General features: G+C 63.3%; 15 protein-coding genes. 9 read left to right on the forward strand and 6 right to left on the reverse strand.

What is annotated here, in order from left to right:
- Positions 1-132: 132 nt before the first annotated feature.
- Positions 133-825 carry a DUF2270 domain-containing protein gene (locus MESCI2_RS0103460; RefSeq protein ID WP_027035333.1) on the forward strand — a complete coding sequence of 231 codons (693 nt, stop codon included), beginning with the start codon at positions 133-135 and terminating at the stop codon, positions 823-825.
- A 206-nt stretch (positions 826-1,031) separates the two neighbouring features.
- The gene (locus tag MESCI2_RS0103465) at positions 1,032-3,245 is read left to right on the forward strand and encodes a cation:proton antiporter (RefSeq protein WP_032900390.1); all 2,214 of its coding nucleotides are present in this window, start codon (positions 1,032-1,034) and stop codon (positions 3,243-3,245) included.
- A 25-nt stretch (positions 3,246-3,270) separates the two neighbouring features.
- Here the strand turns inward: MESCI2_RS0103465 and MESCI2_RS1000000136495 are convergent, their stop codons facing one another.
- The gene (locus tag MESCI2_RS1000000136495) at positions 3,271-3,414 is read right to left on the reverse strand and encodes a hypothetical protein (protein WP_081738578.1); all 144 of its coding nucleotides are present in this window, start codon (positions 3,412-3,414) and stop codon (positions 3,271-3,273) included.
- 370 nt (positions 3,415-3,784) lie between these two features.
- Here MESCI2_RS1000000136495 and MESCI2_RS1000000136085 point away from each other — a divergent pair, with 370 nt between their 5' ends.
- The 5 genes from MESCI2_RS1000000136085 (at position 3,785) to MESCI2_RS0103500 (ending at position 8,896) form a co-directional block, all read left to right on the forward strand.
- Positions 3,785-6,046, forward strand: coding sequence for a PAS domain S-box protein (locus MESCI2_RS1000000136085; RefSeq protein ID WP_050596443.1), 2,262 nt, complete (start codon positions 3,785-3,787; stop codon positions 6,044-6,046).
- A gap of 17 nt (positions 6,047-6,063) precedes the next feature.
- Positions 6,064-6,432, forward strand: a complete 369-nt coding sequence (locus MESCI2_RS0103485; RefSeq protein ID WP_027035336.1) for a response regulator — start codon at positions 6,064-6,066, stop codon at positions 6,430-6,432.
- Positions 6,433-6,660: 228 nt separating this feature from the next.
- Positions 6,661-7,104 (forward strand): SRPBCC family protein, encoded by a 444-nt coding sequence (locus tag MESCI2_RS0103490; protein WP_027035337.1) that lies wholly within the window; start codon positions 6,661-6,663, stop codon positions 7,102-7,104.
- A 127-nt stretch (positions 7,105-7,231) separates the two neighbouring features.
- Entirely contained in the window at positions 7,232-8,380 is a 1,149-nt protein-coding gene (locus MESCI2_RS0103495) for an amidohydrolase (protein WP_027035338.1), read from the forward strand.
- A 42-nt stretch (positions 8,381-8,422) separates the two neighbouring features.
- Complete coding sequence (locus MESCI2_RS0103500) at positions 8,423-8,896, forward strand: VOC family protein (protein WP_027035339.1); 474 nt, start codon at positions 8,423-8,425, stop codon at positions 8,894-8,896.
- A gap of 20 nt (positions 8,897-8,916) precedes the next feature.
- Here the strand turns inward: MESCI2_RS0103500 and MESCI2_RS0103505 are convergent, their stop codons facing one another.
- Both MESCI2_RS0103505 and MESCI2_RS0103510 read right to left on the reverse strand, forming a co-directional pair.
- Positions 8,917-9,918: an NADP-dependent oxidoreductase gene (locus tag MESCI2_RS0103505; RefSeq protein ID WP_027035340.1), complete on the reverse strand. Its 1,002-nt coding sequence runs from the start codon at positions 9,916-9,918 to the stop codon at positions 8,917-8,919.
- Between the two features lie 66 nt (positions 9,919-9,984).
- Complete coding sequence (locus tag MESCI2_RS0103510) at positions 9,985-10,800, reverse strand: oxidoreductase (protein WP_027035341.1); 816 nt, start codon at positions 10,798-10,800, stop codon at positions 9,985-9,987.
- Between the two features lie 103 nt (positions 10,801-10,903).
- On the opposite strand from MESCI2_RS0103510, the gene MESCI2_RS0103515 reads away from it, so the two are divergent.
- Complete coding sequence (locus MESCI2_RS0103515; RefSeq protein WP_027035342.1) at positions 10,904-11,467, forward strand: TetR/AcrR family transcriptional regulator; 564 nt, start codon at positions 10,904-10,906, stop codon at positions 11,465-11,467.
- A 57-nt stretch (positions 11,468-11,524) separates the two neighbouring features.
- Here the strand turns inward: MESCI2_RS0103515 and MESCI2_RS0103520 are convergent, their stop codons facing one another.
- The 3 genes from MESCI2_RS0103520 to MESCI2_RS1000000136090 form a co-directional block, all read right to left on the reverse strand.
- Positions 11,525-12,454, reverse strand: coding sequence for a sigma-70 family RNA polymerase sigma factor (locus MESCI2_RS0103520; protein WP_027035343.1), 930 nt, complete (start codon positions 12,452-12,454; stop codon positions 11,525-11,527).
- Positions 12,451-13,209: an SDR family NAD(P)-dependent oxidoreductase gene (locus tag MESCI2_RS0103525; RefSeq protein ID WP_027035344.1), complete on the reverse strand. Its 759-nt coding sequence runs from the start codon at positions 13,207-13,209 to the stop codon at positions 12,451-12,453. The genes MESCI2_RS0103520 and MESCI2_RS0103525 overlap by 4 nt, the downstream gene beginning before the upstream one ends.
- 212 nt (positions 13,210-13,421) lie before the next feature.
- Complete coding sequence (locus MESCI2_RS1000000136090) at positions 13,422-14,483, reverse strand: hypothetical protein (RefSeq protein WP_050596444.1); 1,062 nt, start codon at positions 14,481-14,483, stop codon at positions 13,422-13,424.
- Positions 14,484-14,557: 74 nt separating this feature from the next.
- On the opposite strand from MESCI2_RS1000000136090, the gene MESCI2_RS0103540 reads away from it, so the two are divergent.
- On the forward strand, positions 14,558-15,760 hold the full coding sequence (locus tag MESCI2_RS0103540) for a cytochrome P450 (protein WP_027035345.1): 1,203 nt from the start codon (positions 14,558-14,560) through the stop codon (positions 15,758-15,760).
- Positions 15,761-15,820 lie beyond the last annotated feature (60 nt).

Genomic DNA, 15,820 nt, shown 5'->3' on the forward strand with positions numbered 1-15,820 from the left:
CATGTTGCCGAAGGCTGGAAGATTCTCAAAGCGTGCAGCCGAGATAGATCACGAGTGGCCGATACCGCTCTTGCGTGAGCGTCTTGGAACAATGTTGCCGGCAAACTGTTCTGTTCCTTGCCGGAGGATGCCATGAACGACGCGTCGGCAAAGCCCGTTGGCCCCGTCCTTTCATCGGCGGAGCGCGTCAACACGCTGTCGCATTTCCACCGCGCCGAGATCGCTCGCATGGCGGGATGGCGCGACCGGCTCGACCTGACGACCAACTGGGCAATCACGGTGGCGGCGGCGCTGCTTTCGGTATCACTGTCGACGGCGAGTGCACATCACGGCGTGCTGCTGTTCGCCATGCTGCTGATCCTGTTGCTGCTGTGGATCGAGGCGCGCCGCTATCGGTTCTTCGATTTCTATCGGGCGCGCGTACGCCAGTTCGAACGCCACTATTTCGCGCAGATCTTTTCCCCGCAGCCCGACTTCGCCTCGGACTGGCTGCTCATCGTCGGCGAAGGCCTGCGCGCGCCAAAGTTCCTGCTGTCACAGCGTGTCGCGCTGGCGCGCCGCCTGCGGCGAAATTACCTCTATCTCTTCCTGATCCTGCTGCTGGCCTGGGTCCTCAAGATATCGACCCCGAGCCTTCAGGCCGGAAGCGTCAGGATCGGCTTTGTCGGCTCGCTTCGCGAGGCCGTCGACAGTGCCGCCCTCGGCCCTATTCCCGGCCTGGCGATCGTGGCAATTGTTGCGGCATTCTATATCGGGCTGCTCGCCTTCGCTTTTTTCGCGGCAGACGACGACGGCGAACTCTCCTTCGGCGACGTCCATGTCTGACAGCAATGTCTGGCGACAGGCGGCTGCAACGCAAATGGACGCCCGTGCGTTGTGATGGTCAGTCGCCGCGGCGTTTGAGGGAACCCATGACCTGTCGATCGGCAACGACGTCACGCAACATTGCGCTGGCCCTTATGCTGGCCGTGTTCGGCATGGCGCCGACAGGCCAGGCCTTGGCCGCGCAGCCGACCGGCCACGCCTCTGGCATGGGCGGCTCGGCGGAGGGGCTGTTTGTCGCCGAGATCGTTCTCTTGCTCCTGGTCGGCCGCGGCCTGGGCGAGATCTTCCAGCGCTACGGCCAGCCGGCGATCATGGGCCAGCTGATCGGCGGCATCCTGCTCGGGCCTTCTCTGTTCGGCTGGCTGTGGCCCGAGGCGCAGCACCTGATCTTCTCGACCGACCCGGCGCAAAAAAGCATGATCGACGCGGTCTCGCAGCTGGGCATTCTGCTGCTTCTGCTCTTGACCGGCATGGAGACCGACCTGCGCCTCGTACGCCGGGTCGGTGCTGCCTGCTTTTCGATCTCGATCACCGGCGTCGTCGTGCCTTTCGTCTGCGGCTTCGCAATGGCGCAGTTCCTGCCCGACGCGCTGCTGCCCGATCCGGCGCAGCGCATCGTCGCCGGGCTGTTTCTCGGCACCGCGCTGTCGATCTCCTCGGTCAAGATCGTTGCCATGGTGGTGCGCGAAATGAACTTCATGCGCCGCAATCTCGGCCAGGTCATCATCTCCTCGGCGATCATTGAAGACACGATCGGCTGGCTCATCATCGCCGTCACCTTCGGCATCGCCACCAATGGCAGCCTGCAGCTCTTTCCGCTGGTCACCACGGTCGCCGAGGTGGCGCTGTTCATGGTGTTTTCCTTCACCATCGGCCGCCGTCTGGTGTTCACGCTGATCCGCTGGAGCAACGACTCTTTCCGCAGCGAGTACGCCGTCATATCAGTCATCCTGATCATCATGGGCGTGATGGCCCTGATCACCAATCTGATCGGCGTCCACACCGTGCTCGGCGCCTTCGTCGCCGGCATCCTGGTCGGCGAATCGCCGATCCTGTCCAACCACATCGAGGGCCAGTTGCGCGGCGTCATCACAGCGCTGTTCATGCCGGTGTTCTTCGGCATGGCCGGCCTTTCGGCCGACCTGACAGTGCTTACGGATCCGACCCTGGCGCTGCTGACGCTAGCGCTGGTGGTCATTGCCAGCATCGGCAAGTTCGGCGGCGCCTTCATCGGCGGCAGGATTGCCGGCATGTCGCTGAAGGAAGCGACCGCCGTCGGCAGCGCCATGAACGCGCGCGGCTCGACCGAGGTCATCGTCGCCAGCATCGGCCTGTCGATGAACATCCTCTCCCACAACCTCTTCACAATGATCGTCACCATGGCCGTCATCACCACGCTCGCCATGCCGCCAATGCTGCGCTGGGCGCTCGGCCGCCTGCCTGTCAACGATGACGAGAAGCAGCGCGTCGACCGCGAGCTGCTCGACGAGCGCGGTTTCGTCTCGAAGCTGGAGCGCTTGTTGCTGCTGGTCGACGACAGCCCGGTCGGCAAGTTCACCGCCTATCTCGGCGGGCTGATCGGCGGTGGCGGCGGCATGCCGACCACTTTGCTCCATCTCAAGGACGGCAAGCTCGCCGACCCGACCCGCGACAAGGGCCCGGAGCGGTCAGTGAGGGAGGTCAAGAAAGGTGCGCAGAAAAGCGCCAAAGCCGTCAGCAAGGCCGAGGACACGTTGGTCGAGAAAGTCCATCTGACCACCCGCACCGAATCCGAGGCCACCGCTGCCACGATCGCCGAGGAAGCCCGCAAGGGCTACGGCCTGCTGCTGCTTGGCCTGGAGAACGCGTTCACGGCGAAGGGGTCGTTCACACCGGCGCTGAACGACATCACCGAGGGGTTCGACGGTCCACTGTGCCTGGTGTTGAACGGCGCCATATCCACCGGCAAGATGCCGGTGCTGCGGACGGGAACCACCATATTGGTCCCAGTCAACGGCACCGAAGTGTCACGCCGCGCCGCCGATCTGGCCCTGGCGCTGGCGCGCCCGCACCGGGCGCGGGTCAAGGTCCTCTACGTGTCGCAGGCGGCACGGCAAGGCCGCAAGACCACCTCCGTCTCGCATCGGCGCGAGGAAGCCATGCTGAAGGACATTGCCGATCTGGCGGTTCGTTATGGCGTGCAGGTCGACACCGCCATCCGCACCCGCGCCACGCCGGACTTGGCGATCGCCAGGGAGGTCGCCAAGGGCGCTGCTATGGTGGTGATGGGTGTCACGCAAAGGCCGGGCGAAGAGCTGTTCTTCGGCGATACCGCGACGGCAGTGCTTGCCGCCGTCTCTTGCCCGGTCGTGCTTCTGGCCAGCGAACGTATCCGCCCCACGGAGGCCAAGGTGAAGCCGGCGGCCGAGATCGGCGCTTGATCGCCCTTCGGTGGGGCTTCGGCGCCTAGATGCCGAAGAACTGCTTGCCAATCACGTAGCCCAGCGCCGCCACGACCAGCGGGAACAGCGCCGGTGCCGCCTTGCCGAACAAGGAAACTTTGGTGTCTTTTGGCGGCATGTAACGTGCGTTGCCGAGATTCTTGGTCATGGCCTACCCCGCGGTCGATCTCTTCATTAGCGAATACTGAATGACATCATGACCGTATTAACGGCTTGCAAACAAATTAGATTGAATAGCCGACCATTGCCCGTCTGTCCCTCGACCTAATTCCCGTCAACCAAAGGAAAATCAGCGCTCGCGGGAACCGAATGGCTCGTCCCGTGTTGTGGCGTTCGGGGGCATGATGTTCGAGATTTCATCAAACACCAACAACAGTTCGGCCCACTTGTGGCCGAACAGGCCGCGCCCCGCCGCGAAACCGGACCGGTCGACAGAATTTTCGATTGTCCGGAGACTGTGACATGTCAGCGAAACCCAATTCAACCTCGACAAAACGCCGACCGAACCATGAGACGCCATGCCAGACTCCAGCACTGTCGTAGTCGATCGTAGGCATGCTTTCCTGGCGGGCGGCGGCCAGCTTGGTTGCCTGATCGCGGCCTTCGATTGGGCATCGACCTCGATCGGGCCAATCGAAGGCTGGCCGCAAAGCCTGAAGACGGCGGTGTCGCTTATCCTGCGCTCGAACGTGCCGATCGTCATGCTGTGGGGCGAGGACGGTGTGATGATCTACAATGACGGCTATTCGGAATTTGCCGGCGGCCGCCACCCCCGGCTTCTCGGCTCCAAGGTGCGCGAAGGTTGGCCCGAAGTGGCCGACTTCAACGACAACATCATGAAGGTCTGCCTGGCCGGCGGCACGCTTGCCTATCGCGAGCAGGTGTTGACGCTCAATCGCACGGGAAAACCCGAGCAGGTATGGCTCGATCTCGATTATTCACCCGTGCTCGACGAAAGCGGCCAACCGGCAGGCGTCATCGCCATCGTCATCGAAACGACCGAGAAGGTCGCGGCCGAACGCTGGCGGTCGGGCGAGCGCGACCGCCAGCGGCAGATGTTCGAACAGGCACCCGGTTTCATGGCCATGCTGTCTGGCCCGCAGCATGTCGTCGAACTGACAAACGCCGCCTACATGCAACTTGTCGGCCACCGTGACATCGTCGGCATGCCGATCCGCCAAGCCTTGCCCGAGGTCGAGGGGCAAGGGTTTTTCGAGCTGCTCGACCAGGTTTTCACCTCCGGCGAAGCCTTCATCGGCTACGCGCTGAAGGCCGAATTGCAACGCACGCCTAGTGCTGCGACCGAAGAACGCTTCATCGACCTCGTCTACCAGCCGGTGCGCAACCCCTCGGGCGAGGTCTTCGGCATCTTCGTGCAAGGTGTTGACGTCACCGACCGACTGATTGCCGAACAGGCGCTGCGCCAGAGCGAGATGCAGTTTCGCACCTTCGCCGAAGCGATGCCCAATCATGTCTGGACCGCCACGCCCGACGGCTTGCTCGACTGGTTCAACCCGCGCGTCTACGACTATTCAGGCAGCAGGCCGGGAGAACTCGATGGCCAGGCCTGGGGCGCCATCGTGCATCCCGACGATATCGGCCCAGCCGCCGAAAAATGGGGGCAGGCGCTGGGGTCGAGCATGTCCTACGAAACCGAGTTCCGGCTGCGGCGGCACGACGGCGCCTACCGCTGGTTCATAGCGCGCGCCGTTCCGATCCGCGACACCGACGGTGCTATCCTGCGCTGGATCGGCACCAACACCGATATCGATGACCAGAAGCAGACGACGCAAGCCCTGCAGCAAAGCGAGCGCCGCTTGCAGCTTTCGCAAAATGCGGCAGGCATCGCTGCACTGGAGCTCGATATCGCCAGCGGGACCGTGGTCGGCTCCGAGGGCTTCTGGGGTCTCTGGGGGCTTTCCGCGCGCGAGAGCGTGCATATCAGCGTTCTGGAAAACATCGTCATTCCCGAGGACAAGGACGTCCGTTCCAACCCGGAGACGCGCAAGCAGGGCACTGCGGCGCCCGCCGTGGAATACCGCATTCGGCGGCCCGACAATGGCGAATTGCGCTGGCTGTCACGCCACATCGACTTCGTCCATGACGAGACCGGGAAGCCGGTCAAGATGTTCGGCGTCATTCAGGACGTCACCGACCGGCGCGAGGCCCAGGCGAGACAGGAGCTTCTGACCCACGAACTCGAGCACCGCATCAAGAATATCCTGGCAATGGTCGCGGCCATTGCCTCGCAGACCTTGCGCAACACCGACATCGCGACCGCCAGCGCCACCTTCAACGAGAGGCTGCGAGCCCTGGCAAACGCCCACGACATTCTGAACAAGACCCGCTGGACCAGCGCCTCCATCCGCGAGGTGGTCGACAACACCATTGCCGCCTTCCCGATCGACCAGATGTCGGTTTCAGGACCGGCGCTGCCGATCAATCCGAAAATGGCGCTGACGCTCGCTCTCGCCGTCAACGAACTCGCCACCAATGCGCTGAAATATGGCGCACTGTCGACGTCGGACGGCAAGGTGTCGATCGAATGGTTGCTGCAGGCCGCAGCCGGCAATTCAGGCGAAACGCGACTGATCTGGCGCTGGCGTGAAAGCGACGGTCCGCCGGTGACGCCGCCCAGCCGGCGCGGCTTCGGCCGTTTCCTCATCGAGCGCGTCTTTGGCACCGACTTCGGCGGGTCCGTGAAAATCGATTACCATCCCGACGGCGTCGAATGTGTGTTGAACGCGCCGGCACCCCAGTTGCCGACAGCGCCCTACTGACCCAGATAGAGCGTGCCATGACAATTCAGTCTCCTGCCACAATCCTTATCGTCGAAGACGAGGCTTTCCTGCTGTTTGCCATCGCCGACGAATTGCGTGAGGCCGGGTTCGACGTGCTGGAAGCCACCAACGCCGACCAGGCGATCAGGCTTTTGGAGACACGGCAGGATATCGCCATCCTGTTCACCGACATCGACATGCCGGGGTCGATGGACGGCTTGCGCCTGTCGGCCGCCGTGCGGGACCGCTGGCCGCCAATCAAGATCATCGTCACCTCCGGCAAGCGCCGGCCGGCGCAGGATGCGATGCCGAGTGGCGGCGTCTTCCTGCCCAAGCCGTACGCCCCGGAGACGGTCGCCGCGACCATTCACGGACTGCTCGCCTAGGACGGCAGTTGCAACAACATCCGGACAGGCGAGAACTAGGAGTACCCGAAAGATCGTTGACGACCAGAAAGATAGAGCCGGACCTCGATTCAAAGAATGAACGCCGACTCCTGTCCGTCGGTGCAGTTCGTCCAGACGCGGATTTAAAAATCTGAGACGCTATGTCGGACTGGCTACACCTCGTTCGTCCTTGGGGTATCGAACAGGCATTCATGAAAGGATCCAGCAATGCCCGGCACCGTACGTTTGCACCACGTTCTGACGACCAGCCCTGAAAAGGTCTATCGCGCCTTCGTTGAAGCGGACGCGCTGGCCAAGTGGCTTCCGCCAAACGGCTTCACCTGCACGGTCCATAATTTCGAAGCAAAGGTCGGCGGCACATTCAAGATGTCGTTCCGCAATTTCACCACGGGCGACAGCCACTCCTTCGGCGGCGAGTATCTCGAACTCGTTCCGGGCGAGCGCCTCCTCTACACCGACAGGTTCGACGATCCCAACCTGCCCGGCGAGATACGGGTGACCGTAGTCTTGAAAAAAGTGTCGGTCGGCACTGAAATCGACATCACCCAGGCCGGCATTCCGGACGTCATTCCGGTCGAGGCCTGCTATCTCGGCTGGCAGGAGTCGCTCAGAAATCTGGCAAAGCTCGTCGAGCCCGAGATCAATCAATAGGCTGCGGATGGCCGGGAGAACCGTCGTTTCTGGCCTGCCGAAGCCTGAAACTTGGACTGTGGCGGGAACTGCCCTTTATCGCTAGCAATTCATCGTCGATGAAGAATGCAGCGGAGGCTGAAAAAGCATGACTCTGACCAACCGAGACATCGTCGAGTTGACGGCGTGGCGGCGCCAGCTGCACCAGGCCCCGGAAATCTCGAATGAAGAGGAGAAGACGGCAAGGGAGGTCGTCGCCTTCCTCGCCGATACGGGGCCGGACAAGGTGCTGACACAGCTCGGCGGGCACGGCGTCGCGGCCATATATGACAGCGGCAAAGCGGGGCCGACGGTGCTGTTCCGTTCGGAACTCGATGCCTTGCCTATCGAAGAACTTTCCGGCGTGCCGCATGCGTCGCGCGTGCCGGGCAAGTCGCATATGTGCGGCCATGACGGGCACACCGCGATCCTGGCATCCCTCGGCCGTCAGTTGGGGCGCGAGCGGCCTGCAAGCGGCCGCGTCGTGCTGATGTTCCAGCCGGCGGAGGAAACCGGCAATGGCGCGGCCGGCGTCGTCGCCGATCCCCGCTTCGGCGAGATCGCGCCGGATTTCGCTTTCTCGCTGCACAACCTGCCTGGCGTGCCGTTCGGCGAGGTGCGGCTCAAGCCCGGCGTGGTCAACTGTGCGTCACGCGGCATGCGCATCATACTGGAGGGCAAGACCGCCCATTCGTCCATGCCGGAGACCGGCATCTCGCCGATGCTGGCGATCAGTGAGCTGATGCCGGCGCTGCCGGCGCTCGGGCGCGGGACCTTCGCCGATGACGACTTCTCCATGCTGACGGTCACCCATGCCGCGATGGGCGAAGCCGTGTTCGGCATCGCCCCGGCTCACGCCGAGGTGTGGGCAACGCTGCGCACCCGGCGTGACGAGCGCATGGCGAACCTGTGCGCTGCCGCCGAAGCACTCGTCGCCAGGGTCGCGGGCGAGCATCGCCTTTCCGCCCGCTGGGACTATCACGAGATCTTCGTCGCCAGCGTCAACGCGCCGGACGCGGTGGAGCATCTGCGGCGCGCGCTCGATGAAGAGGGCGTATCGCACGGCGAAGAGGCCCTGCCGATGCGCGCCTCTGAAGATTTCGGCCTGTTCGGCCATAGTGCCAAGTCGGCGATGTTCTTCCTCGGTGCAGGCGAGCGGCACCCTGCCTTGCACAATCCCGACTATGACTTTCCCGACGACCTGATCCCGATCGGGTCAAGGATCTTCATGCGCACGGCACGCAATCTCCTGGGCTGACCCCGCCAACTCCAACGCCGAAAGGAACCCGCAATGCCAAAGATACCAAAGAACACGATTTGCCTCTGGTTCGACAAGGACGCCGAGGCTGCGGCGCGCTTCTACGCGGAGACCTTTCCCGACACCATGGTGGGCGCCGTTCACCGTGCGCCGAGCGACTTTCCGTCCGGCAAGAAAGGCGACGTGTTGACGGTCGAATTTACCGTTGCCGGCATTCCCTGCATCGGATTGAACGGCGGCTCCACATTCAAGCAGAGCGAAGCCTTCTCGTTCCAGATCGCAACCGACGATCAGCAGGAAACCGACCGCTACTGGAACGCCATCGTCGGCAATGGCGGCCAGGAGAGCGTGTGCGGCTGGTGCAAGGACAAATGGGGCGTGTCCTGGCAAATCACGCCGCGCACGCTGACCGAGGCCATGGCGACCGGCGGCGAAGAAGCCAAACGCGCCTTTGATGCGATGATGGAGATGACGAAGATCGACGTCGCGGCGATCGACGCAGCCCGGCGCGGCTGACCTCGATCGCAGCTGAGTTGCTATCTGACCTTGATGACGACCTTGCCCTTGGCGCGTCCTCTTTCGACATAGGCCAGCGCCTCATTGGTCGCCTCGAAGGGAAATATCCGGTCGACGACCGGGCGGATCGCGCCGGCTTCGATGAGCGATGCGATCTTGCTCAGCTGCTCGCCCTGCGCCCACATGAAAAGGAACGAGAACGTCACGCCTCGGCGCTTGGCTCTCGCTCGAATACCGCGGCTCAGCAGGCGAAGCACCAGCCTCAGCACCACGTTCAGTCCCTTTTCCCTGGCAAACTCCGGATCCGGTGGGCCCGAGATGGAGATGAGCTTGCCGCCCGGTTTCAGCACATTCAGTGATTTTTCAAGTGTCTTTGCGTCCTGGCTGTTCAAGACGACGTCGTAGCCCGAAAGGACTTTCTCGAAATCGTCTTTCCTGTAATCGACGACGACATCGGCGCCGAGCCCCTTGACCAGACCGGCACTCGCCGCGCTGGCGGTGGTCGCAATGGTCGCGCCGAGATGCTTTGCCAGTTGGATGGCGAATGTCCCCACGCCGCCGGAGCCGGCTTGAATGAAGACCTTCTGTCCCTTCTTCACCTTGGCCCTTTCGACGAGCGCCTGCCAGGCGGTCAGGCCGACCAGCGGGATCGAGGCCGCCTCCTCCATGCTGAGGTTCCCGGGCTTCAGGGCCACGTCGGCTTCATCCATGGCTATGAACTCGGCGAACGTCCCGATCCGGCCATCGCGCGGCCGCGCATAGACGTCGTCGCCGAGTTTGAACTTGCGGACTTTCGATCCCACGCGCACCACCCTCCCGGCCACGTCGTGACCCAGGATAAAGGGCCGGCGATAGGGCAGGATCAGCTTGAACTCTCCGGTTTTGACCTTGGAATCAAGCAGGTTCACCGCCGCGGCGTGGACCTCGACCAGGACATCGCTGTCCCCGAGTTTTGGCTCCGGCATTTCGGCCAGCCGCAGAGTGCCGTTCTTGCTGTATTTGTCGACGACGAATGCCTTCATGGCAGTAACTTTCTGAAAGTGATTTTGGTGCGTCGCATGTGCGTGAAATCCTGTGCTCGCTGTCGTTCAAACCGGCAGGCGGAACTGTTTGCGCAGGCTCTTGTCGAATATCCCCGCGGGAGCAAAGCGGCGCAGCAGGCTGACCTGGCGCGCAGCCTTGCCGGCGGTGTAGCGCCGTTGCGGACGGGCATCGGTCGCTGCCTTGACGACCACTTGCGCCACCACTTCCGGCCGATCGGCTACGGGCATCACATCGCGAAGCAGCGCTTCCAGCGTAGCTCGGGCCTGATCGTATTCCTGTAACGGCGAATCCGGTTGGATCCCGTTCTGGTCGAAGACAGTGCGAACGAATGCCGGCTCGATGACCGAGACGTGGATATTGAAGGCACGAACCTCGTGGTCGAGCGATTCCGAATAGCCCTCGAGCGCGTGCTTGACCGCCGAATAATGCGCTGAATACGGCGCCGGGACCAGTCCCAGCACAGAGCCGATATTGACGATGCGCCCCTCGCCACGCCGCCGCATCGACGGCAGCACCGCATTGGTCATGCGGATGACGCCGAACAGATTGACGTCGAACAGGGCCTGCACCTGTGCAATCGAGAATTCCTCGGCGCCTCCGAGCTGGCCGACGCCGGCATTGTTGACCAAGAGGTCGATCCGGCCGGTCTGCGAGAGCACCGTCGAAACGAGTGCGGCAACGGCCTCACCGTCGGTCACGTCGCAGATCAGCATGATCACCCCGTCCGGGTCGTTGCCGGCCTTGCGCCGGCTGGTTCCGAAGACGGTGAATCCTGCCCGCGCCAGGGCCTCGGCGCTGGCGCGGCCGATGCCCGAAGAGGCTCCGGTCACAACAGCGGTTTTTCCGGCATTCGTTTTCATTTCGTGCTCCAAACTCATGGGGGCTAGCTTTTTTACGTCCGTTAAATTACAGTCGTAATATCAGATTATGATCATAATGCAATAGCAGAAAGGAATAGCAGCCATGCGCTACGAAAAGGGCCGGAAGGACGCCTCGCGCGGCCGGATCTTGGAGGTCGCCGCCGACCGTTTTCGCGGCGACGGCATCGCCGCGTCCGGATTGGCGACCATCATGAGCGACGCCGGGCTGACCAACGGCGCCTTCTATCCGCACTTTCAATCCAAGGCGCAGCTTGTCCGCGAAAGCGTGGCGGCGGCGATGGAGCTTCAGGCTGAGCAACTGGGGGAAGCACTGGCTTCGGGCGTGGAGATGGCCATCGACACGTATCTGTCGGCCGAGCACCGGGACAATCCCGGAAAGGGCTGCGCGTCAGCTGCGCTGCTGCCGGAGCTCGCCCGTCAGCCGCCTGAAACGCGCGGCGCTTATACCGATCATTTGCTGGCCTTGGTGCGCCAGTTGGCGCAAGCGCTGCCGCAGGCCAAGGATCCGGAGGGCGTGGCGCTGGCTGTCTTTGCAACGCTCCTCGGCACGCTGCAAATGGCCCGCGCCGTGGGCGGAACGGAATTATCCAATCGCATCCTCTCGGCGGGGAAAGACGCGGCGAAGACGCTGATCGAGCAGCGTTAGCGCGGCAGTGTGCAAAGCGGTTCCGCTGCGGTCAAACGACGACTCGCTGTGGGATGGTCAGGGGCCGCGTCCGAAAGATCCGGCATCCCTGGCCAGAACCAGCTCAGCGTCGTCGGTGATATAGCTGACATAGCGATAGTCGCGGATGAAACTGATCTGACCTTCCCGCCACTCCAGCCACATGAAATGATGCGGTTTCTGGTCGGCATGGCTTTCGAACACAGCGATCACCTCGCGGCCGTCGAGCCAGGCCGGCGTCAGCCACACGCGGTCGCTTTTGGCGTAGATCGTGAAGAACATGCCGACATCCGCCGCACCCGAGCGCGGCTGGTGCAAGGACTGATGAAGCCTGACATCGTCGGCAAGCAAGGCGCGCAAGCCATCCCAGTCGCGCTGGTTGAACAGGGTCGCATAACGGATCACGGCGGCCGACGCGATGCGCGCACCGGGAAGTGCGGGCGCAGTGGCGTTGATCTCCCTCAACCGCGCACGACCACGCGCCAGATGCCCCTTCACCGCATCGACAGTGATGCCAAGCAGGGCGGCGATCTCGGCCAGCGGCTCGTCGAGCATATCTCTGAGGATGACGACACTGCGCTGGAGCACAGGAAGCCCCGCAAAGCGCGACACCGCGGTCTGTACAGCTTGCCTGCGCATCAGCGTCTCCACCGGGTCGGCTTTAGTGTCATCGGCAATTTCAAGCGCCGCCTCGATAGGCTCCGCCGCGCGGATTGCGCGGCTGCGCAGCAGGTCCAGCGCACGGTTGTGGGCGATGCGGAACAGCCAGGGCCTGAGCTGCGGCACCTCGCACAGCTCGTCCAGCGCAACGAAGGCGCGCGCAAACGTGTCCTGCACGACATCCTCGCCATCGATGACCGAGCCCATCAGGCGCGCGCAATAGCGGTGCAGCTCCGGCCGCATCGCGGCGGCAAGGGCAAGCAGCCCTTCCCGTCGGTCGCGGTCCGCGGCAGGATCTCGTTCGCTCAAGCCGCAGCACCCTCCATCACGGTTACGCCCGCGTCGCCATTGAGGCCAAAGACGACGCCCTCGGCATATTGCGGGTCCTCCAGCACGGAAACCACCCTGTCGCCGAAGGTCCGGGGCGGCATCGGCGCACCGAAGCGGGTGACGAATTGTTCGGGCGTGATGCCCATGGACCCGGCATAGGCGCCGGCCGCCGCATCGCCTGTTCCGGTGCCCAGGATCATCTGCCGCGGCACGATCACCTGAAAGCGGATGCCGAGATTCCTCTCCAGCGAGACGCCGTTGGCGTACTTCGCCATGAACCACAGCATGCGCTTGGCGCCGCCATAGCCGCCCGACATCTGCGATCCGGTGACGGCGGCACCGCTCGATCCCACCAGAACACGGCTGCCCGGCTTGAGCGGCAGGTTGAGCGCCGCCTGCAGCCAATAGAGCCCGGCCTTGACGTCGGTTTCCCAGGCGATTGAAAAATCTTCCCAGCTCAGTTGGTCCAACCGGCCCATCCGGGGCGTGACACCAGCATTCAGGACCACGACGTCAGGACGAACCTCGCCAAGAATGCGATAGGCCGCGCCCTCCTCCGCAACGTCGGCGCGGATGGTGGCGACCCCAAGCCCGGCTCCAACCGCGTCCAGCGTCTTGGCACCACGCGCGACCACGGTCACGCTGGCGCCCTGTTCGACCAGCGCTTCGACCAATCCGAGGCCAAGCCCGCGGCTGCCACCCGTGACCACGATCTTCCTGTCCTTGAGGCTCATTTGACCCTGCTCCTTAGCTTCACTGTAGCTAAGACGTTTGAGGGTCGGAAAAAGAGCCAAGGTTTGGCGAGGCGCGCTGTCGCGGCGACGATCCGCGACGTGCCGGCAATGCTGGCGATAGGGCGGAAGAAGCATGATGCCGCGCCGCGTGGGCAGTGGAGCGATTAGGGGCTGCATTGCATTAAGTGTGAAGCCCATCAATTGCGCTCATGTCACCCCCAGCCAAACAGCCGCGCCAAACGCTTCTTGAGCGGCCGCAGGGACAGGCGCCGACGCCGGGAGAATCCCGCAATCCTCTGCCGCACCGCATGCATGGCATCGGCGTGGATGGCATCGACGCTCATGGTGCCGTTCCCGAGCAAAAGGTCAGGGCCCGAGGCCGGGCGCATGATGCCACGCAGAGCCCGCTCATGCATCTCGGCGTAGCGGCTGTAATCCACCCCCGCCTCCCAGCCAGGCGGCCGCGTCAGAACGGACGGGTTATTATTGATTTCGAAGGTCTGGACCTGGCCGTCGACGATGCCGTAGTCAATGCGCCCATAGTCGATGCCGGCCAGTGCGAAGACACGCCCGATCTGCTCGGCATGCGGATTGTCGTCCACGTAAGCGCGGCTTTCGGCCCTGTCGGCCTCGGTGAAGCGGGTGCTCGGAAACTTGATGTACCAGTTCTCATTGATGAAGCAGTGCTGCGGATAGACGGTTGGGCCGACCTTGTAAGCCGAGTATTTGCGGAACCGCCCATCGGCAGAGGGAGCCGCGCCATATTCGACGATCATCAGGTCCGGGTCTTGACGGACATGGCCCGGCAGACGGGCAATCGCTGCTTCCAGCGCATCCGCGCCGTCGATCAGCCCGGTCAGCGGCGGCTCATGCTGGCTTTCCCAACGCACGAAAACTGGAAACCGGCGCACCGACTTGCGCTCACCCAGCCGATGCACATCGAAATGGTTGAGGCCCGCGGCCTTCAGACGTTTCAGCAAGTCAAAGCGGCGTGGCACGATTGCCGGATCGTTGAGCAGCAACAGGCCTGGATTGAGCGAGGCGATGCGCTCATGGAGGGAGACCGCCGCCTGCAATTGAGCCGGCGCCAGCCTTTCAAAATCCGTAAAGATGAAGGTGCCGGGAGCGAGGGGGTCGAGCCTCGCGGCCAGCTCGTAGGGAATGATCCGGACAAGATCGCCAAGCCCATGCTGGTAATAGCCAAGCAGTACGCCCATCGTGTAAGCGTGTTGGCGCGTGCAGAAATAATAGATCGGTCCCTGATTGTTGGTCATGGCCGGGTGTCGATATCCGGGCGTGCACGGCACACGACTGTCTTGGCCGACAAGATTGGACTTCCCGCAAGGCAATGCATACCGAATCCCCCTCCAATGCTCTGTTCAAATCCGGCCGGCATCCCTGGCAAGGGATTCGCGCCGGTGCTTTCGCAGGTGCCGCGGACACCTATGCTATCCACGATGAAATGCGACGGCGCGCTCCGGTCTGGCAGGCGCCGTGGGGCGATGTCTATCTCACCGGCTACGATCTCGTTTCGAGCAGCCTCGCCAATCGCAAGCTTTCGCACGTACCGCCGGCCGATGTAATGGCGGATTCGGATTCCGCGATCCGCGACTGGCTGATCTATCAGGAGGGCAGCGCTCACGCCGCCCTGCGCCAGGCCCTGCAGCAGCCCTTTGTCGGCAAGGGCATGCCGGCTTTGCGTCCCATTGTAGCTGAAACGATCGAAGGCCTCATGGGCGATTCCGGCTTGTCCGGGACCACCGAAGTCGTGGCCGCCTTCACGCGCGCCGTGCCCGAACGTGTCATCTGCCGCCTGCTTGGGGTACCGGACCAGGACATGCCGATGATCCGGGCATGGTCGGGTTCGATCCGCGCCCTTCTCGATACTGGTTTCGATGATGCCTTCGGCGGCGCCAACTCCGCCGACGAGATGTCCTGCTACTTCGTCGAGCATCTGCGTCATCTGCTTGCCGCTGGGCGAATGCCGCCGCTGCTGACCGGGCTGGCCGGCGTGGTCGATGCGTTGGGGCTGACGGCTGCCGGTCGCAACATCGCCTTCCTGGCCTTCGCCGGTCACGAGACCACGGTGCACCTCATCGGCAACATGCTGTTCCATCTTGCTCACCAGCCGGCCCAGTGGGCGGCCCTGCGGGCCGACCGCCGGCTTGCTGCCAGGGCCGTTGCCGAAACGCTGCGGCTGGAAAGCCCGGTGCAGAAGATCTGCCGCTGGCCACTCGAGCCTGTAATCATCGGCGGCCAGGAAATCGAAAAGAACCGGCTCATGGTGCTGCTTGTCGGCGCTGCCAACCGCGACCCGGCCCAGTTTGCCGACGCATCGCGTTTCGACCTCGGCCGGGCCGGCAGGCAGAACCTGGCCTTCGGCCGGGGCGCGCATGTCTGCATCGGCAGGGCGCTGGCCGAAATGGAAGGTATCGCGGTGCTGGAAGCCGCACTCACCCACTGGAAAACCGTCGAGCCTGTTGCTGCACGTTGGATGGACAATTCCTCGATCCGCGGCCTGGATGCGCTGACGTTGCGGCTGACGGCCTGACCGGATGGTCGCTTGTCCGGTTTTCATGCCTTTGCGCGGCCCGGGATTTTCCGCGACATG

The organism is Mesorhizobium ciceri WSM4083 (genome assembly GCF_000519305.1).
Taxonomy (GTDB): Bacteria; Pseudomonadota; Alphaproteobacteria; order Rhizobiales; family Rhizobiaceae; genus Mesorhizobium; species Mesorhizobium ciceri_B.